Annotated in this window: 31 protein-coding genes; 8 read left to right on the forward strand and 23 right to left on the reverse strand. The window is 40.3% G+C overall.

Annotated features, from left to right (window positions below; translation table 11 throughout):
• Positions 1-12: 12 nt before the first annotated feature.
• From MHI08_RS11865 to MHI08_RS11890, 6 genes are all read right to left on the reverse strand, one after another.
• Complete coding sequence (locus MHI08_RS11865) at positions 13-1,380, reverse strand: MFS transporter (protein WP_342499638.1); 1,368 nt, start codon at positions 1,378-1,380, stop codon at positions 13-15.
• Positions 1,381-1,507: 127 nt separating this feature from the next.
• Entirely contained in the window at positions 1,508-2,266 is a 759-nt protein-coding gene (locus MHI08_RS11870) for a 3-oxoacyl-ACP reductase family protein (RefSeq protein WP_044332162.1), read from the reverse strand.
• A gap of 9 nt (positions 2,267-2,275) precedes the next feature.
• On the reverse strand, positions 2,276-3,241 hold the full coding sequence (locus tag MHI08_RS11875; RefSeq protein WP_073206384.1) for a transketolase C-terminal domain-containing protein: 966 nt from the start codon (positions 3,239-3,241) through the stop codon (positions 2,276-2,278).
• The gene (locus MHI08_RS11880; RefSeq protein WP_234107237.1) at positions 3,238-4,074 is read right to left on the reverse strand and encodes a transketolase; all 837 of its coding nucleotides are present in this window, start codon (positions 4,072-4,074) and stop codon (positions 3,238-3,240) included. Before MHI08_RS11880 ends, MHI08_RS11875 begins: the two co-directional genes overlap by 4 nt.
• 393 nt (positions 4,075-4,467) lie before the next feature.
• Positions 4,468-4,893: a hypothetical protein gene (locus tag MHI08_RS11885; protein WP_041106957.1), complete on the reverse strand. Its 426-nt coding sequence runs from the start codon at positions 4,891-4,893 to the stop codon at positions 4,468-4,470.
• Positions 4,894-4,928: 35 nt separating this feature from the next.
• Positions 4,929-5,354, reverse strand: coding sequence for an NUDIX hydrolase (locus MHI08_RS11890; protein WP_041106959.1), 426 nt, complete (start codon positions 5,352-5,354; stop codon positions 4,929-4,931).
• 115 nt (positions 5,355-5,469) lie between these two features.
• Between MHI08_RS11890 and MHI08_RS11895 the strand changes: the two genes are divergently transcribed.
• The gene (locus tag MHI08_RS11895; RefSeq protein ID WP_277813830.1) at positions 5,470-5,601 is read left to right on the forward strand and encodes a hypothetical protein; all 132 of its coding nucleotides are present in this window, start codon (positions 5,470-5,472) and stop codon (positions 5,599-5,601) included.
• 49 nt (positions 5,602-5,650) lie between these two features.
• Here the strand turns inward: MHI08_RS11895 and MHI08_RS11900 are convergent, their stop codons facing one another.
• From MHI08_RS11900 to MHI08_RS11915, 4 genes are all read right to left on the reverse strand, one after another.
• Positions 5,651-5,836: a hypothetical protein gene (locus MHI08_RS11900; protein ID WP_087975779.1), complete on the reverse strand. Its 186-nt coding sequence runs from the start codon at positions 5,834-5,836 to the stop codon at positions 5,651-5,653.
• A gap of 107 nt (positions 5,837-5,943) precedes the next feature.
• Complete coding sequence (locus tag MHI08_RS11905; RefSeq protein WP_342499639.1) at positions 5,944-7,347, reverse strand: polysaccharide deacetylase family protein; 1,404 nt, start codon at positions 7,345-7,347, stop codon at positions 5,944-5,946.
• 159 nt (positions 7,348-7,506) lie between these two features.
• Positions 7,507-8,061: a delta-aminolevulinic acid dehydratase gene (locus tag MHI08_RS11910; protein WP_342499640.1), complete on the reverse strand. Its 555-nt coding sequence runs from the start codon at positions 8,059-8,061 to the stop codon at positions 7,507-7,509.
• Positions 8,062-8,077: 16 nt separating this feature from the next.
• On the reverse strand, positions 8,078-8,644 hold the full coding sequence (locus MHI08_RS11915; RefSeq protein WP_254806173.1) for an N-acetyltransferase: 567 nt from the start codon (positions 8,642-8,644) through the stop codon (positions 8,078-8,080).
• Positions 8,645-8,905: 261 nt separating this feature from the next.
• On the opposite strand from MHI08_RS11915, the gene MHI08_RS11920 reads away from it, so the two are divergent.
• The 5 genes from MHI08_RS11920 (at position 8,906) to MHI08_RS11940 (ending at position 12,801) form a co-directional block, all read left to right on the forward strand.
• Positions 8,906-9,232: an uberolysin/carnocyclin family circular bacteriocin gene (locus MHI08_RS11920; protein ID WP_024423066.1), complete on the forward strand. Its 327-nt coding sequence runs from the start codon at positions 8,906-8,908 to the stop codon at positions 9,230-9,232.
• Between the two features lie 933 nt (positions 9,233-10,165).
• Positions 10,166-11,071 (forward strand): hypothetical protein, encoded by a 906-nt coding sequence (locus tag MHI08_RS11925; RefSeq protein ID WP_342499641.1) that lies wholly within the window; start codon positions 10,166-10,168, stop codon positions 11,069-11,071.
• On the forward strand, positions 11,034-11,573 hold the full coding sequence (locus MHI08_RS11930) for a stage II sporulation protein M (RefSeq protein WP_226014623.1): 540 nt from the start codon (positions 11,034-11,036) through the stop codon (positions 11,571-11,573). The genes MHI08_RS11925 and MHI08_RS11930 overlap by 38 nt, the downstream gene beginning before the upstream one ends.
• A gap of 21 nt (positions 11,574-11,594) precedes the next feature.
• Positions 11,595-12,140: a hypothetical protein gene (locus MHI08_RS11935; protein WP_202738807.1), complete on the forward strand. Its 546-nt coding sequence runs from the start codon at positions 11,595-11,597 to the stop codon at positions 12,138-12,140.
• A complete protein-coding gene (locus MHI08_RS11940) occupies positions 12,133-12,801 on the forward strand; it encodes an ABC transporter ATP-binding protein (RefSeq protein WP_087975777.1) in 669 nt (222 codons plus the stop codon). The genes MHI08_RS11935 and MHI08_RS11940 overlap by 8 nt, the downstream gene beginning before the upstream one ends.
• A gap of 38 nt (positions 12,802-12,839) precedes the next feature.
• On the opposite strand, the gene MHI08_RS11945 is transcribed toward MHI08_RS11940, so the two are convergent.
• Positions 12,840-13,133 (reverse strand): spore coat protein, encoded by a 294-nt coding sequence (locus MHI08_RS11945; protein ID WP_202738806.1) that lies wholly within the window; start codon positions 13,131-13,133, stop codon positions 12,840-12,842.
• 250 nt (positions 13,134-13,383) lie between these two features.
• On the opposite strand from MHI08_RS11945, the gene MHI08_RS11950 reads away from it, so the two are divergent.
• The gene (locus tag MHI08_RS11950) at positions 13,384-13,596 is read left to right on the forward strand and encodes a hypothetical protein (RefSeq protein ID WP_202738805.1); all 213 of its coding nucleotides are present in this window, start codon (positions 13,384-13,386) and stop codon (positions 13,594-13,596) included.
• A 39-nt stretch (positions 13,597-13,635) separates the two neighbouring features.
• Here the strand turns inward: MHI08_RS11950 and MHI08_RS11955 are convergent, their stop codons facing one another.
• The 4 genes from MHI08_RS11955 to MHI08_RS11970 form a co-directional block, all read right to left on the reverse strand.
• Positions 13,636-14,976, reverse strand: coding sequence for a sugar porter family MFS transporter (locus tag MHI08_RS11955; RefSeq protein ID WP_034280034.1), 1,341 nt, complete (start codon positions 14,974-14,976; stop codon positions 13,636-13,638).
• An 81-nt stretch (positions 14,977-15,057) separates the two neighbouring features.
• Positions 15,058-16,479 carry an L-arabinose isomerase gene (araA, locus tag MHI08_RS11960; RefSeq protein WP_041106971.1) on the reverse strand — a complete coding sequence of 474 codons (1,422 nt, stop codon included), beginning with the start codon at positions 16,477-16,479 and terminating at the stop codon, positions 15,058-15,060.
• A 17-nt stretch (positions 16,480-16,496) separates the two neighbouring features.
• The gene (locus MHI08_RS11965; RefSeq protein ID WP_056767886.1) at positions 16,497-17,201 is read right to left on the reverse strand and encodes an L-ribulose-5-phosphate 4-epimerase; all 705 of its coding nucleotides are present in this window, start codon (positions 17,199-17,201) and stop codon (positions 16,497-16,499) included.
• Positions 17,195-18,820, reverse strand: a complete 1,626-nt coding sequence (locus MHI08_RS11970) for an FGGY-family carbohydrate kinase (RefSeq protein WP_342499642.1) — start codon at positions 18,818-18,820, stop codon at positions 17,195-17,197. Before MHI08_RS11970 ends, MHI08_RS11965 begins: the two co-directional genes overlap by 7 nt.
• A gap of 273 nt (positions 18,821-19,093) precedes the next feature.
• Here MHI08_RS11970 and MHI08_RS11975 point away from each other — a divergent pair, with 273 nt between their 5' ends.
• The gene (locus tag MHI08_RS11975) at positions 19,094-20,182 is read left to right on the forward strand and encodes a GntR family transcriptional regulator (protein ID WP_034622791.1); all 1,089 of its coding nucleotides are present in this window, start codon (positions 19,094-19,096) and stop codon (positions 20,180-20,182) included.
• Between the two features lie 145 nt (positions 20,183-20,327).
• On the opposite strand, the gene MHI08_RS11980 is transcribed toward MHI08_RS11975, so the two are convergent.
• The 8 genes from MHI08_RS11980 to blaBPU form a co-directional block, all read right to left on the reverse strand.
• The gene (locus tag MHI08_RS11980) at positions 20,328-21,053 is read right to left on the reverse strand and encodes a DsbA family oxidoreductase (protein WP_342499643.1); all 726 of its coding nucleotides are present in this window, start codon (positions 21,051-21,053) and stop codon (positions 20,328-20,330) included.
• Between the two features lie 137 nt (positions 21,054-21,190).
• Positions 21,191-21,748 (reverse strand): 6-phospho-3-hexuloisomerase, encoded by a 558-nt coding sequence (gene hxlB / locus MHI08_RS11985; protein ID WP_342499644.1) that lies wholly within the window; start codon positions 21,746-21,748, stop codon positions 21,191-21,193.
• Positions 21,745-22,377 (reverse strand): 3-hexulose-6-phosphate synthase, encoded by a 633-nt coding sequence (gene hxlA, locus MHI08_RS11990; protein ID WP_342499645.1) that lies wholly within the window; start codon positions 22,375-22,377, stop codon positions 21,745-21,747. The genes hxlB and hxlA overlap by 4 nt, the downstream gene beginning before the upstream one ends.
• 239 nt (positions 22,378-22,616) lie before the next feature.
• Positions 22,617-22,973 carry a winged helix-turn-helix transcriptional regulator gene (locus MHI08_RS11995; RefSeq protein WP_029706158.1) on the reverse strand — a complete coding sequence of 119 codons (357 nt, stop codon included), beginning with the start codon at positions 22,971-22,973 and terminating at the stop codon, positions 22,617-22,619.
• A 72-nt stretch (positions 22,974-23,045) separates the two neighbouring features.
• Entirely contained in the window at positions 23,046-23,915 is an 870-nt protein-coding gene (locus MHI08_RS12000) for an alpha/beta hydrolase (RefSeq protein WP_133744232.1), read from the reverse strand.
• 246 nt (positions 23,916-24,161) lie between these two features.
• On the reverse strand, positions 24,162-24,509 hold the full coding sequence (locus tag MHI08_RS12005) for a YxiJ family protein (RefSeq protein ID WP_342499646.1): 348 nt from the start codon (positions 24,507-24,509) through the stop codon (positions 24,162-24,164).
• A 95-nt stretch (positions 24,510-24,604) separates the two neighbouring features.
• On the reverse strand, positions 24,605-25,219 hold the full coding sequence (locus MHI08_RS12010; protein ID WP_342499647.1) for a hypothetical protein: 615 nt from the start codon (positions 25,217-25,219) through the stop codon (positions 24,605-24,607).
• A 104-nt stretch (positions 25,220-25,323) separates the two neighbouring features.
• Positions 25,324-26,112 carry a BPU family class D beta-lactamase gene (blaBPU, locus tag MHI08_RS12015; RefSeq protein ID WP_342499648.1) on the reverse strand — a complete coding sequence of 263 codons (789 nt, stop codon included), beginning with the start codon at positions 26,110-26,112 and terminating at the stop codon, positions 25,324-25,326.
• Between the last annotated feature and the right edge of the window lie 48 nt (positions 26,113-26,160).

Consider the following 26,160-nt stretch of genomic DNA (forward strand, 5'->3'; position numbering starts at 1 on the left):
ATTGTTTTTCGCTTAAACACTTTTACCATTGTTCTTTGTGAATGAAATGGACTCTTCGATGCTGGATTTGTTGTTTGCTTTGACGACCAGTGCTTTTCCTGACTGTTTCACTAAGAGTACAATAATAAGAGAAGCAAATATCATGCTGATACCTAAGAAAATCATACTTATGTGAAAAGAACCTGTTACATCTTTAATATATCCGACTATATAAGGTCCAAAAAATCCACCAAGATTTCCAATACTATTAATCAATGCGATGGCCCCACCCGCTGCTGCGCCTGTTAAAAAAGATGGGGGGATTGCCCAAAATGGAGAATAAGCGCCAAAAGCTCCACACAATGCGATTGTTAAAAATACAAATGACAAGATCACACTTGTGCTAGCCATAAAACTACTTATGATCATAGCAATCGCACTAACAGTTAAACAGGCAGATACATGCCAGCGTCTTTCATTTTTCTTGTCAGAATGATTCCCAACTAGCACCATGACCAAAATGGCAAAGGTGTACATAAGACCCAAAAGCCACCCCATCCCTTGAGTACTCAAAGAAATTGTGTCAGATAACCCCTTTGAGATCGTCGGTAAGAACATGTTAATACCGTAAAACCCAACCATCCAGCAGAAATAGCCTGCCGATAAAATGAGTACATCTCGATCTTTTAAAGCTTGGGCGAAGGTATACCGCTTGACTTGTTCCTTTTCAAGTCTTTCTTTTGTTGTGACATGAATAAGCCACTCTTTCTCATCATTATTCAACCACTTTACTTCTTCAATTTTGTCATCTAGATAAAAAAAGGCAATGACACCAAGAATAAGAGCTGGGATGGCTTCTAAAATAAATAACCACTGCCAGCCGGACATATCCAGCCAATTCACCTCTAAGAGAAAGGTTGAGAGCGGAGCGCCAACTGCATTTGCCCCTGGGATTGCCAGCATAAATCCAGCGATGGCTTTGGCGTGGTGTTTTGTTTGATAGAAACCGCTCAAATAAAACACCATACATGGATAAAAACTGGCTTCTGCTGCGCCTAATAAGAAACGCGCCGTGTAGAACTGCCATGGTTCTTGTACAAAAGCCATTAAAATCGCAATAATAGCCCAAGTCACCATAATTCTGCTGATCCATTTTCTAGCACCTATCTTCGACATAATCGCACTGCCCGGAACCTCTAGTAAAAAATAACCTAAAAAGAAAATTCCCGCCCCGAGCCCAAATACAGCATTTGAAAATCCTAAATCTTCATTCATTTGCAGAGCAGCAAATCCGATGTTCACACGATCTAAAATGGCGATAACAAAACATAATGACAAAAACGGGATTAGTCGAAGTGTAACCTTACGAGTCGTAGATCTCTCCAATGCTTGTTGATTCAAGCTGATTCCCCCTTAACTTAGCTTTTATCTGACTATACTTGTGAGCTCTCACATTATAAAGCGCTTACAAATGTACAACTGATAGAAAAGAGTGAGGCATAGTCTATGCCCAACTCCATTCATATCACTAGTCCATATGCGAACCACCATTAATATCTATCTCTTCCCCTGTGATATAGGAGGCTTCTTTCGCCGCTAGGAACGCAATAGCAGCCGCAATTTCTTTCGTTTCACCTGGGCGGCCAATCGGTATACTGTCAATCACCTTTTTTGCTTCGCCATTAGAAAGCGACTTCCAGATATCAGTATTCACTAGACCTGGAGCTACACAATTGACAGTGATTCCATCCTTTCCTACTTCACGGGCAAGGTTTTTGGAAAAGCCTAGGACGGCGGCTTTGGAAGCAGAGTAATGCGCACCGCCAAATACACCGCCTCCTCTTTTGGCTGATACAGAAGACAGGTTGATAATACGGCCATATCTTTGTTTTTTCATCGTTTCTAGAACTGCTTGTGTACACAAGAACAAACCGAACATATTCACACTGAATATTCTTGTCATATCCTCTAGTGTCATGTCCTGAACTGTTACTTTTTGAGAAATACCTGCGTTATTCACTAATATGTCAATTCTGCCGAATGACACAAGTGTTTCTTTCACCATCTGGTCAATCGATTCTTTATTTGTGACATTTACTTCTATACCGATTGCTTTACCACCGGCATTTTTAATCGCTTCTACAGTACACTGAATTCCCTCTTGATTGATATCTGCTACAACGACTGAAGCGCCCTGCTCGGCTAGAGTGAATGCTATGGTTCTCCCAATTCCCTTTTCAGAACCGCTGCCTGTTACGATCGCAACTTGATTTTTTAGGGTAAACATGGCTAATTCCTACTTTCCTATGAAATTGTTCAGCATTTCTTTAGCTGTTTTGATTATATTTTCGATGGTAATGCCATTGATCTCCAAAAGCTTTTCATAAGGTGCGGATTCTCCAAAACGATCTTGCACACCGATTCGTTTGACTCTCCCCCGGCCTTCCTCTGCCACTATCTCACATACAGCACTGCCTAATCCGTTTAGAATATTGTGATCCTCTATAGTAATAATAGGTCCAATATTCAGACACTCCATGACAGCTTCTCGATCTAAAGGCTTGATCGTATGCATATCTAAGAGGGTTGCATAAATACCTTGTTTTTCTAATTCCTTGACTGCTTCTAAGGCAAGATGTACTGTATCTCCATTCGCTATAATCGCGATATCTTTACCAGACTTTACTTTCTTTGCTTTGCCGATGATAAATTCTTCATTTTCATCATATATCATCGGCACAGCATCTCGGGTGAAACGCAAATACATTGGACCATATGTTTCTGCTGCCTGTTTGATCAATTTTCTTGTTGAGTAGTAGTCAGCTCCCATGATCACTGTCATATTGGGAAATGATCTTAAAACGCCCATATCTTCTATCGCTTGATGACTCCCTCCATCATTTCCTGGGGTTAATCCACCGTGGGAGCAGGCGATCTTTACATTCAAATTGGGATAACATACTTCTTGCCGAATTTGTTCTGCCATACGCAGCGACCCGAAAACTGCATAGGTGCTGACAAATGGGATTTTGCCAGTTGTTGCAATACCAGCTGCCAGGCCGGCACCATTTTGTTCAGCAATTCCGACGTTCACATGCTGATTGGGAAGCTGCTTTATAAATTCTCCTGTTTTGCATGACTTGCCGATATCAATATCTATGACATAAATTTGTTGATTCTCTTTTCCTAATGTAACTATTTCATCACCGAAAGCTTCACGTGTCGCTTTTTTCTTAGTTACTGCTTTTTCAGTTTGACTCATGATTTTAAACCTCCTGCTAGTTCCTCTAATGCCTGCTCATATTCTTCTTCATTTGGCGCAACACCGTGCCATGAACAGATATCTTCCATATAGGAAACACCTTTGCCCTTAATGGTATCGGCAACAATACATTTTGGCTTTCCATTTTTCGTTTTTGTTACTTCATTCAGTGTTTCTACAATGTCTTCCATTGAGTGTCCATCAATTCGTTTTGTTTCAAATCCGAATACTTCAAACTTCTTTTCGATGTCTTGAAGCGGCATAATTTCTTCGCAGAAGCCATCAATTTGCAGGCGGTTATTGTCTACAAACACAATTAAGTTATCCAAGCGATATTTCACTGCGGTTTGGACGGCTTCCCATATTTGCCCTTCCTGACATTCTCCATCTCCCACCATGACAAATACCCGGTAATCTTTTTCATCCCTTTTGCCTGCAAGTGCCATACCAACGCCGCAAGAAAGTCCTTGACCTAATGAGCCTGTGGAGATATCAATTCCCGGACATTTCTTCATATCAGGGTGACCTTGAAAAGGTGAACCGTACTGCCGTAATTTGTATACGTTTTCAAAAGAGACATAACCTTTTATAGCTAGAGCTGCATATTGAATAGGTGCCACATGTCCTTTTGATAAAACAAAGCGATCTCGATCTTCCCAATTTGGTTTTTGGGGATTGATATTCATTTCTTTAAAATAAAGGGCGGTAATGATATCAGCAGCTGATAAGGAACCTCCTGGATGACCCGATTGCGCTTCGTAAATCATCGTTATCGCCGTTTTTCTAAGCTCGATGGCTTTTGCTTTGAGTTCTGCCACACTTCTGTCTTTCATTCCGATCACCTCGATTATTTTTTAAGTTACAACTTGAATTCCTAGTTACTTGTTCACTTGTATGACAAGTAGTTTATGAGATCACTATACAATTCTTGAAAGCGTTTGTCTATCTATTTTTTGAATTTTTAAATAAAATATTGTTCTTCTCGGTACTTAGATTCAGCACTCCATTTCAACGAAATAAAAACACCACCCTATCATCTGGTGATGTTTTACATTTCTTCTATGCTATTCTCTTTTAAAAAACGCTCAAAAAATAATAACCATCTTCCTGTTTCTAAACTCTTAAAAAACACGCCTTCATAATCAAAACCTTATTCATAATACCCTATATGTAAATGCATACTCTCATCTAAACTATGTATTCTTTCATCTGTACACACTTTTACCTTACTCCCCTAATTTTTCTACATCATGATGAAAATCAATATTCCTCAACTCGACCCATTCAACAAGATCAGATACCTTTTTTGTCGTCAAAAAATGTTGAATGATTTGATATGCCTGATTGCGGTCGACATAGCTGCACGATGGCACATGCAATGGTGACCCAGCGATCAAATGCTCGATCGTTTCAATCTTTTCTACCTTTTGAAAAGGGACTAAAAAATCTGGATATCTGATGATAAAGAATCCATACGGTTCAGTATAAAAGAAAACTAGAGTCTCGCATTCCCAATCTTCCTCTATCTCAATGGAAGATTCTCCGTTACCTTGTTTCCAATACTCTTCACCCTCCTGAAAGAAGATCCTTTTCATGAATTCTTCTCCCGGATTTTCTACTGGAGCTCCTGTGGGGCCGTAGTATAAAAACATCCATATCGCTCCTTCATGGCTATATCAATTTGGATTTAACCAATTGTTCTATTTCCCTCAAAATCATAAAAGGCTTGTGTTTGTTGGTTTAATTTTAGCATGTGATATAGCTTTGGGTTTAGCTTTTGAAAGGTTTGAGGGCTGACCCATTTTACTTCTTCAATATCATGATCCGGATCTAGAATGTTCATCTCTCCCCCGATGATTTCCGCAAAGAACGTAATGATAAGTGCGTGATGTTTTTTATCTTGAAAGAATGCTTCTCGAACCGAATGAAGTTCATTTACTTTGACAACATACCCTGTCTCTTCTTTTACTTCACGGATGACAGCCTGCTGCAGGTCTTCACCTTTTTCCACAGCACCGCCTGGAAGTTCCCAATATCCCTTTACATTCTTGACCGTTAATAAATTTTCTTCCTCATCATAAATAATAGCTGAAACCACGTCTACACGTTTCAAATGAATCCCCCTTCACATTCTCCATTCACATCAATTGCCGAATATATGACACGAACTGTTCATTTTATACATTCTTATTATACTGTATTAGTAGTCAGCGATTGGAGGCCAGAGCATGTGGATGATCATCATTTTACTTGTTGTGCCCGTGGGATTTACAGGAAATATCGTTTCTCTTTTGAGACAAATCAAAGCGTCCAACGAGAAAATCATCCAACTGTTAGAACAGCAAAAACCGAAAAAATAAAACCTCACGCATCTAGCAGGAGGTTTTTGCCATAGGGGAAATCTTCCCGTTACTCATCAAATAACATATTTCTGATTCGCCGAATATAATGGAGCGCAATATGACCGAGACATAAGATAAGCCCAATCATCGCAAGAATATAGATGGGCAGTATCAAACCAGGTACATAGTTTACGACAAATCCCAAACTAAACGCTGTCAGCATATATATGCTGATCAACCTCATCAATACCATTCGAAGCCCTCCCTTTCTACAATCACCTCAACATATTTTCCCTTCATTCTCATAATTGGCTTTAAAAAAGATGCGAATCCATTAAGACTCGCATCTTTTTTACGTATTCAATTCACCTTTTTCGCCCGAGCTTCCTTCCACTGCTCAAGCTCCGAGACTGTTAGTAATTGATATCCTTGTTTGGTCAATTCCTTGATGATCGTGACAGCCGCGTTGGCAGAGGTGTCATAGATGTCGTGCATTAAGACGATTTCTCCGCTAGACGCATGTGTAAGAATGTAATTTGCGACGTATTGGCTGTTACGATATTTCCAGTCTTCAGGATCTACGTCCCAAAGCGTGACTTTCATGTTGACAGCCGCGTTGATCTGTCCGTTTGTTCCACCATATGGCGGTCTAAAGTGAGTCGGTGTGAACCCGCCTGCTTTTTCAATGATTTGCTGCGTATCTTCTACTTGTTTGATGGCTTGTTTTAATGGCAGTCTTGTGAGTAAAGGGTGGTTATAGGAATGATTTCCGATTTCATTTCCACCTTTTCTGATCTCACCTAGCATATCGGGATAATATTGAACCCTGCTTCCTAATACAAAAAATGTTGCATGTCCTTTGTTTTCTTTTAAAGCTGTTAAGATTTTTGAAGTTGTTGATGGATTTGGTCCATCATCAAATGTAAGGGCAATGGCTTTTTGATTTGGGTTGAATACTCCCTGTTTTGGCAGTTTTACGATCTTTCTTTTTGCGATCGGTTCTTTTTTCTCGTTTTTGTTCTTTTCTTTATTAATGTATTCTGGCTTTAACATTCCTTTAAGCAGTGTTTTCTTAATCGCCAGCACTTGAGGGCCTTTCTTGTCTGGTGCAATTTGCCCTGCTGGGAAGTAAAATTCAATAAAACGATCTTTGATGGCAAAATACTGATAATGCTCTGCCTTAGGAGACGTTCCTTGTTTGAGCAAATGTTCATTTGCAGCAAGAGAGCGATCTTTTTTCAACTCCTCAAATGTCATTTGAGACAGTTTTTGCAGACTTTCTTTTTTTGATAAAAATAGATCATCTATTGATAAAAACTGCTGTTTCTTGAAATCAAAATTGAATATCTTCGTTTCATGTGCGCCTTTTACTCCGCCTTTCCATTCATATGTATTGAATTTGATCGCAGCAGTTTGTTTGGCATAATGAGTAATCTCGTAATCTATGTTTAATTCGTATCGATGATCTTCATCGACATCACTTGCTTCACTAAACGATGTTTTGAATTTGTCCAGCGCTGTTTCTGCGAATCTTTTCATCTCTTGATCTAGCTTTTTTTGATGAAACACAGGATAGTTCACAGCATATCTCAAGTATCTCCCGTCATTCACGAGGGTTACAATTTCAACTTCTTTATAGCTCGCATCTGGTTCTACCTTCTTCTTCTCTGTCCCGCTTGCCTGCTGATTATGATAAAACGCGGCGATTCCGATGATCATCGCAAGTCCGCATAGAACAAGACTGACTTTCCATTTAATTGACACAAAAATTCTCCTCTCGTGATGCCGCCATGCCTGAATGACGTGTGTTTGTAGGATAGACTTTGCATGCACCCTTTTTAGTTTGCAAATCACACAATTGTCACATTTTCGACACATTTTTGGAGAGGAATAAAAAAAGGACTTGATTTCTCAGTCCTTTGATTACTTTTGCATATATAGTTGAAATAATTTCGTTTCTTCATCAATGGAACGCGCTCGATCAAATGCCGCCCTGACCGTCTTTGTATTGTTAATAAGCTCGTACAGCATGGTCAGCACAAAGATAAATGTTGCATTCCCATCGATGTAATCGTCCGGCGCCGAATAAGATGTAGCCCCTGCCTCTAAAAAAGCATCTGCTAACTTTTTCTCTCCTAGTGTGCAGCCTGTAGAGATGACATGAACTCCTTTTAAGGAGGCATACCGCTTGATTTCATCCGCTCCAAAGGCAGTATCTCTAGGCTCCCCATCTTCGTAAACATCTTCCCCTAATTCAGGCATGATAAATGCTCCTTCTTCACCGTGAAACGATAAAAGAAGGTATTCTATTTCTCCTCTAACTCTACCAGATAACACATGAATCAGATCATTCGGTCTTCCAATCCAATGCATATCGACTTTCACGCCGAAGTTTTCAAGTGCTGCACGCAGTGCAAAAGATTCCAGCTCACTATTGGGTCCTGCTGCTAATATGATACGCATGGCCTGTTGATCCACTTCTATCTCCTCCAGACTATGATAAAAATAAAACCATTTTTTCCTCATCTGCATATGTATCAGCCCATTTTAGCGCTTTTTCTTCGACAGCGTACGATTCAAATCCAACAGAGCGATAAAGGCGCTTGGCTGAGTGATTAGTTGTCACCACTGATAAATACATTTGCTCGATATCCTCCCGTTCTCGCGCAAAGGAAAGAGCTTTTGTCATCAAGGCCTGGCCTGCTCCTACTCCGCGGGCACAAGGTGTTACATACATCGCTGTCAGATTCGCTCGGTGCTTTAACTTTTGCAAGGTTTCTTGGATGAGCGTGACTGCCCCCACAAGCTGTCCTTGATGAAAAGCGCCAAAAGTCCACATAGATTGGGCCGAAGCAAAACGCGCTTTATATTTGTCCTTTGTATTGATTGGCTCTTCCTCATAGCTCATCGCAAAGCCCTCTGGATTTAATCGCAGTGCTTCTAGTCTGAGTGCTGCATATTCTTCAGCATCATCTGATGTTAACAATCGAATATTCAGAAAATCGCCTCCAAAAGAATGATGGATACTTCCAATTTTATCTTGAAAAGAGTTTTTGATCAAAGGATATTGGCCCCTCTGCACATATCTCTTTACCTATATGCAAATTAGACTCGCTTCCCCATCTGTAAAAACAAGGTATTTCCGATCATGTTTACGTGTTTTATTCTAGCAAAAACGATTCTTTTCTCACTTATCTTTTCACTTTATTTATATTAATCTATAACTAATTCATGAAAAAAATGAAAAAAAAGGATTGCGATGCACTAAAAGATATCTTAAGATATAATAGTAATAAAAATACAAAAAAGGGAGGAATTTGATATGACAGAAACAAAAAACGAAATCAAACTACATGTTCTTTTTGGTGCTTTAGCAGTAGGATTCCTTATGCTAGCTCTTTTTTCCTTCTCGCTACAAATGCTGCCCGTTGCTGATCTAGCAAAAGAATTTGGTATTCCGGGCAGTGTTGCAGCTGTTGTTCTGAACGTGGTTGAAGCGGGCGGTGCTGTTACAACAATTGTCTCCATTTTAACTGCTGTTGGATCGGGTGGTCTTTCTCTCATTGCAGCGGCTGGTAAAGAGACAATTCGTCAGTACCTTAAAAACGAAATTAAGAAAAAAGGCCGTAAAGCTGTTATTGCTTGGTAATTCAATTTTATGACCCAATAGAAGGAGACTTTGTTCTCCTTCTATTTAAATTTTTATGCAGGTGAGAAGATGTTATATCCATTATTATCACTACTTCTATCAATTAGAATGAAACAACAATATTCAAATCTAGCTCAGTTTATCATACGCAGGGTTCCATTTTTCAAATCGTTTTCTTCTACACAATACATATTATTTTCTTGCATTCTTGATACTTTATTAGGATGCCTGATTGTATTCGTTATTTCTTCATATCTTTACTCCCCGGTCTATCAAATAGAATGGGAAAGTGCTTTTGTGATATTTTTGTTCCTTTTCTCTATTGTCAAAGGAATTGAATCTTATAGAAGAACGCATATTCTTCCTTTTGAAGAGTTGATACAGCTTGCACCTGTTTCCGCAAGACACCTTTTTCAAACGCTTTTGTTTTCTGAGTTGGTATGGCTTCTATTTACGAGCTTGAGCACTTATTTGATCTATTTTCTCTTTCAATATTTCATTGCTCAAACACATGACTGGATATTCTGGTTGAAGCATCTCAATGTTATATTGACAGGCTTCTTACTTTTTATGGTCAGCAATAAGATATTTGGTGCTTACATCTATAACATTGTCGTAAAAAAAATTGGGATCATTCGTGTTCTTTTTTTCGCAAGCATCTCTTTACTTTCCTTCTTATTTGGAAGAGTTCTAATATCGAACATCATTTTCCCTTTTTATCACACCTTCCGACAACTTTTTCAATCAATTTCTTCGCTTGCAGAAGATGCGTTTTGGATTACACTTTCAAACAACTTGATGTCTTTATATCAGAATAATCTTCAGCAAATCCATCATGCTTTATTTTCACAGGATTCGGTATTTCTACAATTTCTAGCGCTTTTTACTTCACCTGTCACATTTTTCGTGGTGATATTAGCGGCAACACTCGTCATGAAGACCCCTGTTCGCTGGATTCCGACTGGAAAAGAGCATGATCAAAGCTCAAAACATTTTAGAGATTTATTTTATTGGTACTTTCAAGCACTTGATAAAATTCAAGGCTCGCTGTTTCAAAAGAATATGTTGATTCAAAAAGACCTTAAGGTGTTAAAAGAAAAAAGGTGGCTGCTGTCTAAAGAGTTTTTTAATTATATGTTCATGTCATATGAAGCCTTCTTCTATGTCGGGGTTATGACCAGTTTGATCTCGCTTATTGATCATCAAGCTTTGCAAATTCAGCTATTATTCACATTAAATGTGATGATTTTAGCTAATCAAACATATGAAATGAGAATACTGACCCCTTCTATATTTTCTTTGAGTGCTGAAAAAAAGAATATTTGGCTCTATGAGCTTTCTCAAACATCTCTTATGCAGTTTTTCTTATCAAAAATCCAGTTATTTTATTGTTTATTTTCTATACCATCACTCTTTCTACTTTTCATTAATCTATTAATCATGAGTGTATATCACCTTTTTGATGTTCAGATGCTCATTCAATTGGTGGCATTGGGGATTGGCTTTTTCATTTTTCCATTGATTCAGCTGTATCTGTTTCCATTCACAACGAAATTCAATTTTATTCACGAGCATGAAATAGGGACAACCAATGAAGAAATAGAAGTTATCGATAAAGGACAGGCCTTTGCAAGGAATTTTCTCGTGTTGCCTTTCATGTACTATATGATCTTGACCTCTTTTCTACCTATTTTGCAGCATTCTACAAGTCTCATAAGCGTTCTGTTTGCTTTATATTTTGTGATCGTTTCAGTAATTTGCTGGGTGTTATGCCGCAAGACCATCTATAAAGGGATTGAATATGTTGAAAAAAATAAGATGTTTTATATCGGAGAATAGACTGATTCTACGCCTCGGTTACCTCTACGCTGCTATCTTTATTGCAGCTGTGCTAATCGGAAGCCTTCTTCCTTATGATCAGATTCCTTATCTTAAAAAGGATGAAGAGATGTTTTTTCTATCTATTTTCTTAAACAATTTACAAGTTGGAATGGCAATATTAGGCATCGGAGCTTTTACAGGCGGGATCATGTCTGCAGGCATTCTTTTTTACAACGGCTACATTATCGGCAAACTCGTTCAGTATCTGATTGTCAATCACGAAGCGCAGCAGCTATTCACAGGACTCCTGCCTCATGCTTTTGTAGAAGTTCTTGGATTAATTCTGTTCTCAATCGTCAGCTCTTATCCTTTTATTTATCTTTATCGATTTATAAAAGGAGAAACGATTGAATTAAAAAAACTGACCCTAACTGTGCTTCAATTGATTTTTGCAGCAGCCGTTCTTTTATTCATAGCATCTCTTTTAGAGCAATACGTTAGCCATGTACATCTACCATAGAAGAAAGGAGAATGTGGTTCCATGGAGCTACTTATACGACCTAAGCAATTTTTCAATCAGAATCAATCGATTAAAACCATTGTAGGCCTTGTCTTACTATCATTATTTGTGTCGACTGTTTTTTTAACATTTTTTATTATTGATTTGTTAGTAGATGAACCTTTATCCACTGGGAAACAACTTGCCAGCATTGTTTTTATCTTTTTGCTGACAATCCCGCTTTATTTCATTTTAAATTTTCTCAGTACTGTCCTAACTTCTATTTATATGTATTTTTTTCATAAAGCTTTTATTTTACGCAAAATGTATCTTGTTATTTTGGTTTATAATGCATTTCTTTTATTAGTGAATAGTGCAGCGATCTATTGTGTGATGGTGTTACAATTAGATCACTATTTTCTCTTGATTCAAATAGTTTCCTTCTTATTCAACTTATATCTTTTACGTATCCTTTATGATGGAATTATTTACTATGCTGAAGGATCAAAAAAAGCTGCCTTAGCAACTGTGATCTTGTATATGCTTGTGACGACTGCGTTTGTTATTGGAGGATTCATCAATGGCTAAACTTCAAGTGTCTCAGCTATCTTTTCGCTATGAAACAACAGAAGAGAATTCTCCCCTTCTCGATCATGTGTCATTTGATCTGAAAGAAAGTGATCGAGCTTGTATTATTGGAAAAAACGGCAGCGGTAAATCAACACTTTTAAAGATTATCGCAGGTCTGCTTCCTTCAGCATCAGAAACGATTTTACTTAACGAGCAACATCATCCTGGAACCGCTCAATATAAAAGTCTGGTAGCATACATCCCAGATAAACCTTTAGTCTATGATGCGCTCACTGGTTTCGAGCATATGGAGCTTATCCAGTCTTTATGGAAAATGAAAAAGTCGGAAAAGGTTTTATACAAAGAGACCTTTCTATCGCTTTGTGATGCATTTGATTTAACTCATGCCCTAAAGATGCCTGTCAAACAGTATTCATTGGGCATGAGATATAAACTTTTCTTTAATTGTATGGTGGCAAGATCTCCAGAGCTGATTATTCTTGATGAGCCTTTTACCTCTCTTGATGAAGCCTCTCAAATACAATCGATTTCTTTATTAAAAAAAGAATTCTCACATCGATGTGTTTTATTTACAAGCCATCAGCGCTACCTTTATTCAGAATTAGGAAATCGTTTCTTTCAGCTGGATCAAGGACAATTAAATGAAATGGAGCATTAGACATACAAAAGGCATCCCATAAAAGGATGCCCCCTTCACTACCACTTACAGCGCTTCACCGGACGGCAGCAAGGGTTTTTGATATCACTGCCGCAATCGTATTCTTCTACAATATACTCGTTGTGAGTCGATTCAGTGACCGGATAGTAGTTTTCTACTCTTTTAATGTTTTTATTGACGTTTGTGATATGCGTTGGATGGATTTTTCTGATCGTTTGTTCATTCGTTCTTGTGTTGACAATTTGACGTGTGGGGAAAACAACCGTTTCTTCTCCTTCTTGGTTTCCTCTGCGAGGTCCAAAGAAGAAATCATCTAATCGATTTCGGCTCATCTTAACACCCCTTCAAGTTGTCTTTCACTTACACTCTATCGTATGTCAGAGCCATCATTCGTGATTAGATGCATGTCTATTTTTTAAAAAATCCACTTTCTATCTATTTTTCTCTTTCTTTATAAAAGGACAATTTTAACATATTATACAAATGATATCTTACGAAGACAGGTCAGCCATGAAAACAAAACATCAGCTCTTTTTATTCAATGCATTTTTTCTACTCATTATCAAATAAGAGGTGAACGATATGATCAACTCGACACAGCCATTCGAACAAAACAAGCTAGACATTGCACTTGAACTAACTCAATTGCATCTGAATCAATATCAAACAAACCATCCTGATCAGCTGAGTGAAATCTATGCGAAATATTACGCGCTGCTTGAAGTGCTGGATTTGTCTTCCTATGATCAATTGATTGATTTACTGCCAAATGAGCTCAAACAGACGCTTGAGTAAAAAACCATCTATCCACATGGGATAGATGGTTTTCTTTATTTATACACGTGCAGCCATATCGGTTTCGATTTGCTCTAAGCTTCTTCCCTTTGTCTCGACTAGCACAAATCGGGTGAATAACAGCCCGATTAAGCAGATGACTCCGAATGAGGAGAAAATGACCCCAAAGCTGAATTGATCAGCCAGAATAGGGAAAACGAGTCCAACTGCTAACGACCCGGTCCAGTTAAAGGCAGAAGAGATACCTGCTCCGATACCTCTGACAGAAAGCGGGAAGATTTCGCCGATGATGATCCAGGTGATCGGTGCCCACGAGAAGGCATAGCACAAAATAAAGCAGCAAAGTGAAATCAATGTTACCCAGTTTAAAATTCCTTCACTGACGCCAAGTGCCCCTAATGCGGCGGGAGCAAAGAAAGAAAGGGCCATGCCCGATCCTCCTACGGTGAGAATCGTTCGGCGGTCGAAGCGGTCAACAAATTGTAAAAAGATCACGGTCGTGACGACAAAAATGACACCGACAATGACTGTAAAGCCTGCGGCGACCTGCGGCGCAAGGCCTACATTCCGAGCGATACTCGTTGCATAATAGACAATGGAGTTTGCACCTTGTATTTGCTGAAGGGTTGCCATTCCAACCCCAATGAAAAGAGCCATTCTGAATTTCTTTTGAAACAATTCACGAATCCCCGAGCGTTCTTCTTTGGCGACTTCTAAAATTTCCTGCATTTCTGATTCGATTTCTTCACGGGAAGAACGCAGTGATCCTAATACTTCCCGTGCTTTATGAGCCATTCCGTGTTTAATCAAATATCTCGGAGATTCAGGAAGCTTCAGCATACCAATATAAAGCACGATCGCAAATAAAGCGGCACTTCCCAGCATCCAGCGCCAGCTGTCCGGGATGGGCTCAAACACAAACGCAACAATATAGCTGAGCAATAGACCAGTTACAATCATGAGCTGATTGAGCCCAGATAATTTCCCGCGGATTTTAGCAGGAGCGATTTCAGACATGTAAGCCGGAACCAAAGATGAAGCTGTTCCTACTGCTGTCCCTAAAAAGATTCGAGCGATGGTGAGTGAAATCTCTTCTGGTGCGACAGCTGATCCGATCGCCCCAACAAAAAAGATTACGGATGAGACCAAAATGAGTTTTCTGCGGCCAAATTTATCCCCTAAGAGACCGCTTAAGATGGAGCCAATAATGGCCCCTCCCATTAATGAAGAGACAACGATTCCAAGCCATAATGGGCTGAGCTGAAATTCTTCCTGAATATGTCCTTCTGCCCCTGCAATAATACCAATATCATATCCAAATAAGATGCCTGCAAAGGACCCGAAAAAGAAGATAAATTTGCTTGACACTTTTTTCTCCAAGTGGATGACCCCCTCACTTAATTAACCGCTTTCATTTCACTCGGTGCTTCTACTGTAACCAGCAGAAGACCTTTCCCCCTTCTATAAAACCACATATTCTGCATTGACTAGCTTTGCAAAGTGAACAATTTGATCAACCGTTAAATTGAGAGACACGACTGTATGGTGGCCTCCGCCTTCTTTAATCCATGCTTTGACGCCATCCTGAAAATTCGGTTTGATTTTCCACAATACACGCGCAACTGGTAAATGAGGTGCTGCTTCCTTTGGCTCAAAGGCTTCGACTTCTTGTATCAGCCATTTGAAATGAGTTCCAAAATCTGCTATGGAGACAACGACACCATCGCCTGCTTTTCCATCAAACACAAGACGCGCTGGATCTTCCCGGTTTCCGATCCCAAGTGGAGACACGACAATGACAGGTTTTGTATGGGCGAGCGCTGGATCTACTTCCAGCATATGAGATTGCAGCACTGCTTCCTCTCCAGACGTCATTTCATACGTGTAGTCCTCCATAAATCCAGTGGATTGATGATGACTCATCACCTTTAATAAGCGGTCCAGTGCGGCCGTTTTCCAATCACCTTCCCCAGCAAAGCCGTACCCCTTTGCCATCAGCCGCTGTACCGCAAGTCCAGGCAGCTGCTTCATCCCATGTAAGTCTTCAAAGTTTGTTGTAAAGGCATTATAGCCGCCTTCATCTAAGAAACGTTTGATGGCGATCTCATATCGCGCCTGCACCTTGACACTTTTTTCCCACTCTTCAACTGAATACGTTCCATAATTCACATCATATTGCGTTAAATACTCAGCAAATAATGCATCTACCTCTTCGTCTTCTACTGCATTTACATATTCGACGAGATCACCTATTCCAAAGTAGTCAACGGTCCATCCTAATTGAATCTGCGCTTCGATTTTATCGCCTTCTGTCACAGCCACATGCCGCATGTTGTCACCAAACCGGGCTACTTTGATGTGAAAGCTCTCATGATAGGCAGCCGCAACGTCCATCCAATCAGCAATTTGCTGCTGCACTTCCGGCTTAGACCAATGACCGGTCACAATTTGGTTTTGTTTATTTAAACGTGCATTGATATAGCCATATTCTCTGTCTCCATGTGCGGATTGATGGAGATTCATATAGTCCATGTCGATCGTGTCCCACGGAATCTTTTCATAATATTGTGTAACAAGATGCAAAAGAGGCTTTTGCAAAAGACTGGTGCCGCGTATCCACATTTTTGCTGGAGAAAAAGTATGCATCCACGTCATCACACCGACAACTTCATCGCGATAATTGACCTCTTTCATAAGCTTTGTGATTTGATCGGCACTGACAGCCAGTTCCTGCAAGATCACTGGATAAGGAAGTAAACCGCTCTCATTTAAAGCATCCGTCATCTTTTGTGCATCTGCTTTTACTTTTTGCAGTGCTTCATCACCATATAAATGTTGTGACCCAACGATAAACCAAAACTCTTTTTTCAGGCTTGTTAACATAGATATCCCTCTTTTCTTTATGTTGAAGGTTTTTGTCCGTAATACGCATGCTTTCCATGTTTTCTTAAGTAATGTTTATCTAAAATTCGCTGCGGCAATGGCTCAGCAAATTCGTTCAATTGCTTGGCAAAAAGGTTCATTTTGGCAACTTCATCTAAAATCACACTGTTCGTGACCGCACTTTTAGCATCCTTCCCCCATGTAAATGGACCATGACCTTGAAGCAATACACCCGGCACCGCCATCACATCTAGGTTTCTTTTCTCAAACGTTTCGATGATCAGCTTGCCCGTTTCTACCTCATAACCCCGATTGACTTCTTCTTCTGTGAGAAAACGAGCGCACGGAACGGCGCCGTAAAATGTATCGGCATGTGTTGTGCCCATTGCTGGTAAATCAAGACCTGCCTGCGCCCAGACGGTTGCCCACATGGAATGGCTATGTGAAATGCCGCCAATTTCCTCAAAGTGTTTGTAAAGAACTGCATGTGTAGCTGTATCTGACGAAGGACTCAATTCTCCTTCCACCACTTCACCATCAAAGTTCACCACGACCATATCTTTTGCTGATAGTTGGTCATACGCTATGCCGCTCGGCTTAATCACAAACAAACCACTGTCACGATCACATGCACTGACATTGCCCCATGTAAATTTCACAAGTCCGTATTTTGGCAAATCTAAATTTGCTTGATACACTTCTTCTTTTAAGCGATCTAGCATACCGTCGTCACTCCTTTCTTTGGCACGAGATGCGCTACCGCCGCTTCTTCAATCGCAAGCCCATTTTGATAGCGCTTTAAAAATTCATTAAAGCCTTTGACATCGAGTGGGTCGGGCTCCATGAGCTCTTCTGATGTATAGGCAAATACGCGATGGGTGAGAAATTCAGCCAATGTTTGCTGCTGATGATGGACCATATATGAAGCAAGGACAGCCATCCCAAACGCACCGCCTTCTCCCGCTGTTGAAACAACAGATACAGGTGTATTTAGCGCTGCGGCAACCATTTTTTGTCCAACGAGCGGTGTTTTAAATAATCCCCCATGCCCTAGTAAGCGGTCAATCACTACATGTTCCTGTTCCTTTAACCGGTCCATGCCTATTTTCATTGCACCAAAAGCGGAGAACAAATGGGTTCGCATGAAATTAGCGAGGTTAAAGCGGCTTTCAGGAGACCTGACAAAAAGAGGTCTTCCTTCTGGCAGTCTCGTAATATTTTCACCAGAGTAATAGCCATAGCTTAAGAGTCCGCCGCCATCTCGATCTGCTTCTAAAGCTTGCTGCAATAAGGATTCGTATAACCTTTCTGACTCCACTTGCAGGCCAAGTGCTTCAAATGCCTCTTTGAATATATTCATCCAAGCGTTTAGGTCACTTGTACAGTTATTCGCATGAACCATCGCAACTGGCAGTCCATCCGGCGTCGTAACCATATCCACTTCTGGATACACACCTTTTAGATCCTGCTCCAGCACAATCATGGCAAAAACCGACGTCCCAACAGAAATATTCCCGGTCCGTCTTTCTACACTGTTTGTCGCCACCATGCCCGTTCCAGCGTCACCTTCCGGCGGGCAAAATGGAATGCCTGGCTGCAAATGTTTTCCTTGATCCAAAATGGCTGCCCCTGCTGCCGTTAACACGCCAGCTTCTTCGCCTGCTAAATAGACACGCGGCAGAAGGTGGCGAAGCTTCCACGGATAGCCTTTTTCTGCAATCAATGCTTCAAATTGCTGGAGCATTTCTTCATTGTAGTCCTTCGTTTGTTCATCAATCGGAAACATCCCTGACGCATCGCCAATACCAATGGCCTGCTTACCGGTTAACAGCCAGTGAATATATCCAGACAAAGTGGTCATATATTCTAATCGGGATAGATGTTTTTCATCTTCTAATACCGCTTGATACAAATGGGCAATGCTCCATCTTTCTGGAATATGAAATTGAAATACGTCTGTCAGCTTTTGACTCGCCTCGATGGTCGTTCCGTTCCGCCATGTTCGGAACGGAACGAGAACCTCTCCTGTATGATCACATGCTACATAGCCATGCATCATCGCTGATACCCCGATTGAGCCTATCGTTTGAATGGTCACACCATACTTTTGCTCGGCCTGTTCTTTCATCTCTCGATACGCCACTTGCAGACCTGTAATGATATCAATTAAGTTGTACGTCCATATTCCATCCTGGAGAAAACTTTCCCATTCATATGCACCTTGTGCAATTGGCTGAAATTCCTCATCTATTAAAATCGCTTTAATTCGTGTTGAACCAAATTCAATGCCTAAAGATGTCCGTCCTTCTTTCAAGGCTTTAGCCGTCTCTTTGTGATTCACTCTACGTTCACCCCCATTTTTGATAGCGGTTTCAATTTTCTTTTTCTAGATTCATTGATTCTCTGGTACAATCACAATATAATATTTGTACGTACATATGTCAATAATAAATATAGTTGTACATACATAATGCGACAAAAACCTTCATTTTTTCTGAAGGAGTCATAACAGAAAAGGGAAGCGCCTGTTTTTGATCCGACAACCATGTTAAAATATGTCCATACAATTTCTTCTCAATCCGAGTAGATGATCAACTGAGAAAGAAGTGAAACGATGAAAAAGAAGTACCAGATCATTATTGATGATATAAAAAGCAAAATACTCACAGGGGATTATCGGATCGGGGAGCGTATTCCAACCGAATCAAGCCTGCAAGACATGTATCAAGTAAGCAGACATACAGTTCGAAAAGCCATTTTGGAATTGTCCAGCGAAGGATTTTTGCGCAGCGAAAAAGGTTCAGGCACATTTGTGACCAATCAATATCAAACAAAACCTGCGGGACATGCACATATGAAAACGATTGGGGTCATTACAACATACATATCCGATTACATTTTTCCTTCTATCATTCGAGGCATTGAAAGCCGTTTAAACGAAGAGAACTATTCCTTGTTACTGGCAAGTACAAATAACGATGTTGAGCAGGAGAAAAAAGCGCTGGAAATGATGCTGTCGTTTGGGGTGGACGGACTTATTGTCGAGCCGACGAAAAGCAATTTATATAATCCAAACATTTCGTACTACTTATCCTTTAAAGAACAGGATGTACCGCTCATTATGATCAATGCCTATTATGAGCAGCTAGAGGTTCCTTTTCTCTGTTTAGATGATGTAAAATCCAGCTATTTAGCCACAAAAGAGCTGATCACCTCGGGCCATCAACAAATTGGACTTATTTCAAAAACAGATGATTTACAAGGAAAATATCGGATGAAGGGCTATATTCAAGCGCTAGGTGAAGCTAAACTTAATTTCCTGCCTGAGCATGTGCTCTTTTTCGATACAGAATCGAAGCAGCATTTGGGGGAGCAAATTAACACATTCCTGATGGCGCACCAGCATGAGCTGACTGCCCTTGTTTGCTATAACGATGAGGTGGGTTTAGAAGTAGCCAATGTATGCAGCGAAATCGGGCTGTCCATTCCAGATGATCTCTCGATTATTGGACAGGATAATTCGTATATCGCTCAGAAAAATGCCCATGTGAAGCTGACAACACTGACCCATCCTCAGGAGCAAATGGGCCGTGATGCAGCAGACTGGATGATTAAAAAAGTACAAGGGAAAAAGAATCTCCCTGATCAAACGTTTTACGAGCCTGAATTGGTTCCAGGTGAAACGATCAAACGAATAAAATGAGCCCTTACTCCAAGTGGCTCATTTTATTTTAGATTCCAGCATAAGGCGTGAATAGGTCGGATTCCTGAAGTGAAAGACATGTGTTTCCCCTCATCCTTAAACAATAAAAAATCCCCATCTTATAAAAAGATAGGGAACATATCTATTACGCCTCTTCTTTAGGGGAAGGCACCGCACATACGCCATCTGCACATGCCGCTTCAAACGCATTGTCAGCAGCTTTCTCTGCCTGAGCTGCTTCCTCTTTCCAAGCTGTTTTAAGTGCACCCAGGAACGTATCGGCTGGCTGCGCACCTGCAACTGAATACTTGTCATTGATCAAGAAAAACGGAACAGCATTGATCCCAAGCTGTCTCGCTTCTTGTTCATCTTTTCGGACATGATCGGCAAATGCTTCGCTGCCCAAAACTTGCTGTACTTCCTTCTCATCAAGACCTGCTTTTTCTGCAATTTGTAAAAGGGTTTGACGATCACCAACATGCTTTCCATCTGTAAAATATGCGTGAAATAGCTCTCCCATAACGAAATCGCCTTTCCCCATTTGACCAGCATATTGCGCCAATCGATGGGCATCAAAGGTGTTGGTCAACACGAGCGGATCAAATTGAAAATCGATCCCTTTCTCTTTGCCGGCCTGCTTCACCTGCTCATTCATCGCCATGGCCTGGCTGCGGCTCATGCCATATTTTTTGACGAGCATATCATGAACGTCATGATCGACATCAACAGGTGCGTGGGGATCAAGCTCAAAGCTTTTAAACTCTATCTCTACCTGATCCTTCTCTGGGAATTGTTCTAGCGCTGTTTCCAGCTGTTTTTTTCCTATATAACAAAAAGGACAGGCGATATCTGACCAAATTTGTACTTTCATGTTCATCTTCCTTCCGTGCTGCACTTTTTCTTTAACGATGTAACAATTATAGTTACATCAAATAGATGATGTCAAGATTCTGTTCTTGATAAATGAAAAAACCTTTCCTTTTATGAAAGGAAAGGCTTTGAAAATATCTACTCTAAATTTGCATGGTGGCCGTACATTGTATGTGTGTCGAGCTCTTTTATTTCCATTAACCTTAAAATGACCGCATCGTATGTCAGAAGAAGCGACTGCTCAAATAGTGAGCCCATTGGCTGAATGGTATGATGGTTTCCATCCTGTTGATCCTTCGGTGCACCTGACAATAAGATGACTTCATCCGATAGATCAGCTAAAGGTGACTCAGCAGAAAGCGTGAACGCTGCCACTTTTCCGCCAATTGCTTTTGCCTTTTTTGCAAGGACAAGCAAAGACTCTGTACGGCCAGATCCGCTCCCGACAATCAAAAGATCCTCTTCTGTAAAGGAAGGCGTATTCGTTTCACCAATGACATAAGCCTTGACGCCAATATGCGTAAGTCTCATCGCAAACGATTTCCCCATCAAGCCAGACCTGCCTGCACCTGCCACAAAGACTTTTTGTGCGGATAAAATACTTGTAACCAGGTGCTCTGCTTGTTCATCTTGAATGGCTGACAAATGCTCAGAAAGCTCATTCAAAATGGCTCTCACATAGTCGCTGGTCTTCATGATTGTGCGATCAGCTGCTTCATTTGTGCAGCCACTTCTGCTTTATTGTCCTGGCTTGCGATACCGCCGCCGACAATGATTAAATCAGGGTTTAATTTCACGACTTCAGGTAACGTATCAAGCTTAATTCCACCTGCAATCGCTGTTTTCGCCTGCTTGACCACTTGTTTAATCGTCATAAGGTCAGCAAATGAGTTTTGACCAACCGCTTGCAGGTCATAGCCTGTATGCACACAAATATAATCGACTCCAAGCGCATCCAGCTCTTTTGCACGGCCTCCGATATCTTTGATGCCAATCATATCAACTAAAATTTGTTTTCCTCTTGCTTTTGCTTCTTTCACCGCTCCTTGAATAGACATATCTTCTGCCGCTGCAAGAATGGTGACGATATCTGCTCCTGCTTCGGAGGCCTGCTGCACTTCATAGCCGGCAGCATCCATAATTTTCAGATCAGCGAGTACACGTAAATTCGGAAAAGCCTGCTTGACTTCTTTTACAGCACGAAGCCCTTCGTTAATCACAACAGGTGTCCCAATTTCGACCACATCAATGGATGCTTCTACTTCTTTGATCAGCTCAATCGCCTCTGGTATATTCACTAAATCTAATGCTAATTGTAATTTCATCAACTTTCACTCCCGTTTATCATCTCATCTTCAAGAGCTCCGCGGATGATGCATCTTGAATGATGAAATGAGTATAACAACAGGAATGACGCAATGTAAGTACGCACTTTTTTTTTACATACTATACTTTTCCGCATATGGTTACAAAAAAGATACTGTCTTTTGGCCAGTATCTCAGGGTAAAGACAAAGGGCTAAAATAAAGTTATTTTAGCCCTTTGTCTACAATCGGTCATCTTTCTATTTATCATCTTTTAAGAAATTGCTGCCCAGATATTGTTTTCCCCAATCATACATCGCCTCTAAAATCGGCATTAAGCTTTCTCCTAGTTCTGTGAGAGAATACTCAACCTTTGGCGGGACGACAGGATAAACCTCCCGGTGCACAATGTGATCTTCCTCTAATTCTCTTAGCTGATTGACAAGCATTCTTTGCGTAATCCCAGGCATTAACGACTTTAACTCACCAAAACGTTTTGTCCCTTCTCTGCCTAGATGCCATAAAATCAGCATTTTCCACTTACCGCCGATAATATTCAGCGTCAGCTCTTTTTCGCAGTTGAACACTTTATTTTCCATTCGTGATGACAACAACATACACTCCTTTAATTTCAAACCACTTTATCATTATACTGCGGCAAAAAGAATTGCCCGAGCATACGGTCTTCGTTATTGATTTTGTTTTTTGACAAAAGCCATCACAGCCTCTGTCATTTTTTGTGCTTCTTTTGGCGCTCTGTCTGATCCAAACCATTTGTTCAGGTCACTATGGCTCAGCGTATGAACCCGAAAAACAAACCGAGAGCCTTTATCATGATTTAGTTTTTCTGCAAATCGGTACACCTCAGGATTTTCCCAGCCCGTCACCAAATAGACAGGCGGTACATTCTTTTCATTCATATAAGTGACAGGTGATGCCTTTGTCCAGTTCTTCTCTTGTTTGCCAAAGACTTTTTTGTACGATGGGATGGCTTGTATAAATTGATTGAGGTTTAGCGGCCCATCTAAAATCACGATGGAATTGATCGCTTTTGGCGACAGCCCCACACGTTTTAAGTAGGTCGAATCTGTGGCAACCAGCGCCGTCAAATGACCGCCCGCTGAGTGACCCATGACATTGATTTTTGATGAATCAATTTGATATTCATCCGCATGATCCTTCACCCATTTAATGGCGTTTGCTGTATCATCTGCCATCTGCTCGTAATTAGCATCAGGGTGAAGCCTGTAATTCATCGAAACAAACACATACCCTTGACCTGTAAAATAATCAGCCTTTGAAGCGACTCTATTCTTATCGCCGCCTGTCCAGCCTCCGCCATGGAGATAGATCATCACAGGATGCTTCTTCTTTTTGTCTTCATCTTTGCCCTTTGGCATATACATATCGAGTGTTTGCTGTTTATTTTGTGTGTCTGCATAATGGATATTGGTTGTCGGCTTAGGCTGGTTGAAACGGAACACAAAGAATGCGCATACCAATAAACCAGCGATGACCGCCGCAAATAAGAGCCATTTCATGATTCGATTCAATGTCATTGCACCTTTCTGTGTTGGGATGGGGGAGCATGAGTAGCAGATATGGAGAGAAACTAGCACGATTCATTCGATACTAAATTCATATGGGATGTGCAGAGCAATACAAGTGATCAAGTCGTAATATTCATTATACTCCTTAAAGTGGTGAAATTCATTGATTTGCTCTAGAGGGTTGACATCGAAACCAGGGATTTGTTTCTGGATTTTTCATCTAAAAACCAATGTCATAGCTTATCTTCCAAGAGGTTATTTTATAAATGCAATGATTCGTTTTCTTGTTTCTTCATGGTACTGGATATAGGAATGTAATAAAGGATACGATTCAAGGACGTGTTGAAATGATTTGATTTGAGGGTATTGCTCTTCAAATGACTGACGCAGCACGTTTAAATGTTTTTTGGGAATTCGTTTATGATCGATCACATAACTTAAGCTGCCTGTCACAAGAGTGAAAAATTCATAAAAACCATCGGACCACATACCAGTTTCCTCCTCAAAAGATAGGATCTCTTCAAGGGAATCTGAATGAAAACAATATTGATAGCGCTGCTTCAAATCATTGATTAATGCTGTTTTATCTTGGCTGATTTTCATGGCCTTATGCTCCTTTTATATATAGACATTACTGATAATCATTTCTTTGTCTATCATTACTAATTGATACTTCCCAATTTAAACCACAAGTAACATTACGAATAATTTGATAAGAATTGACTGAAATATTCATTGTATGTTTTTTGATCCTTCAATAACAGTTCTAACCAATTTGCTAAAACGGGATGATCCAGTGGTTTCCATCCTTTTTCTAATAAAATATTTTGGGGACAATCTTTTTTTGATACCATACCTATTATACAAATTTCCAAATCCCTATCTGCTAGAATCGCCCACTGCAAAGAACTGGATAACCAAACCACTATGTTTGAGTTCGTAATTATATTATCCGCTATAGAACCTTTTGGGTGCGTCCATAGTGCATTTACATAATCCTCACCGGAAATGTTCACACTCGCTCTCAGCCAATTGTAATAACCAAACTCCTTAAAATAATAATCAACTGGATCTGGCTTAAGGACTGCGGTCAAAAATTCTCTATCACTTGTTGAATTTAATAAATCCTTGATTGCAGGTAAAATATCATCACTTAATGCCCACTCAAACTCTTGAAACAAAAAACAATCAAAATTCTTACGGAAGACTTGTTGCGGCAGCCTTTTATTTTGATCAAATACATGATCCACCAGATTCTGATAGAACTTGAATTCTTTTTCTGAACGAACAAATAAGTGCTCAGGCTGGTTCAAGCAAAAGCCCCCTTTCTACAACACTTGACTATTATTTTCCTAAAACTAACCCATATATCATCATCTTATCAAAATATCACCTTTTATATATAAAAAAAAACATCCTAAACGGATGCTTCAATCAAATGATATTTTTTCAAAATACGATAGGTGATTTCTTTTGCTTCTAGCCCGGTGCCTTCGATATTTGTGGCGAAGATGTAGGTTTTGTTTTCATGTTTGATGAAGCCTGCGTACCAGCCGATGCCTGAGCCGGAGCCTGTTTTTCCGTATAGGGTGGCGTGTGTCTCTTCTTCTTGGATCATCATTCGTTTGACCTTTCTCATGACAGATAGGTCAAATGGGAGACTTTCTTCATATAGCTGTTTAAGGAAATGGACTTGTTCTATTGGAGAAATTTTCAATGTACTGCTTAACCAAAATTGATCGATTCCGCCTGATATGTCTTCATTCCCATAATGAATGGCTTTCACCCAATGACTCATGCGTTCTTCTCCGATGTCACGCGCCATGGCTTGATAGTACCAGACAACTGAATCTCTCATGCCTGAGCCCAGTGTATGATCCTTATTCCAGTTATCAATCTCTCTTTTCACTCCGTCCCAATATTTGATGTCATATTCATCTCTCACTGCGCCTGTTTGGAGTCCGATGAGGGCATTTGCCACTTTAAATGTTGATTGTGGAGCAAAGCGCTTGTTCGCTCTTTTTTTGTTATACACCCATGGCGATTTTTCTTTTACTTCTTGGATGACAAATGTGCCTTCCCGGTCTTTCATGAATTCATCTACTGACCAAGCTGGTGATGTTCCCTCACTTGATGAAGGCTGGCCGATACAAAGTGCCATTAGTATGAAGCCTGAAAACAGCCATTTCATATGCTTTTTCTTCAAAGAAACCGCTCCTTTTCCTATGATTTGTATCGATTGTAGCATGCCTGA

Origin of the sequence: Bacillus sp. FSL M7-0791 (assembly GCF_038627085.1) — a bacterium.
GTDB lineage: Bacteria > Bacillota > Bacilli > Bacillales > Bacillaceae > Bacillus > Bacillus safensis.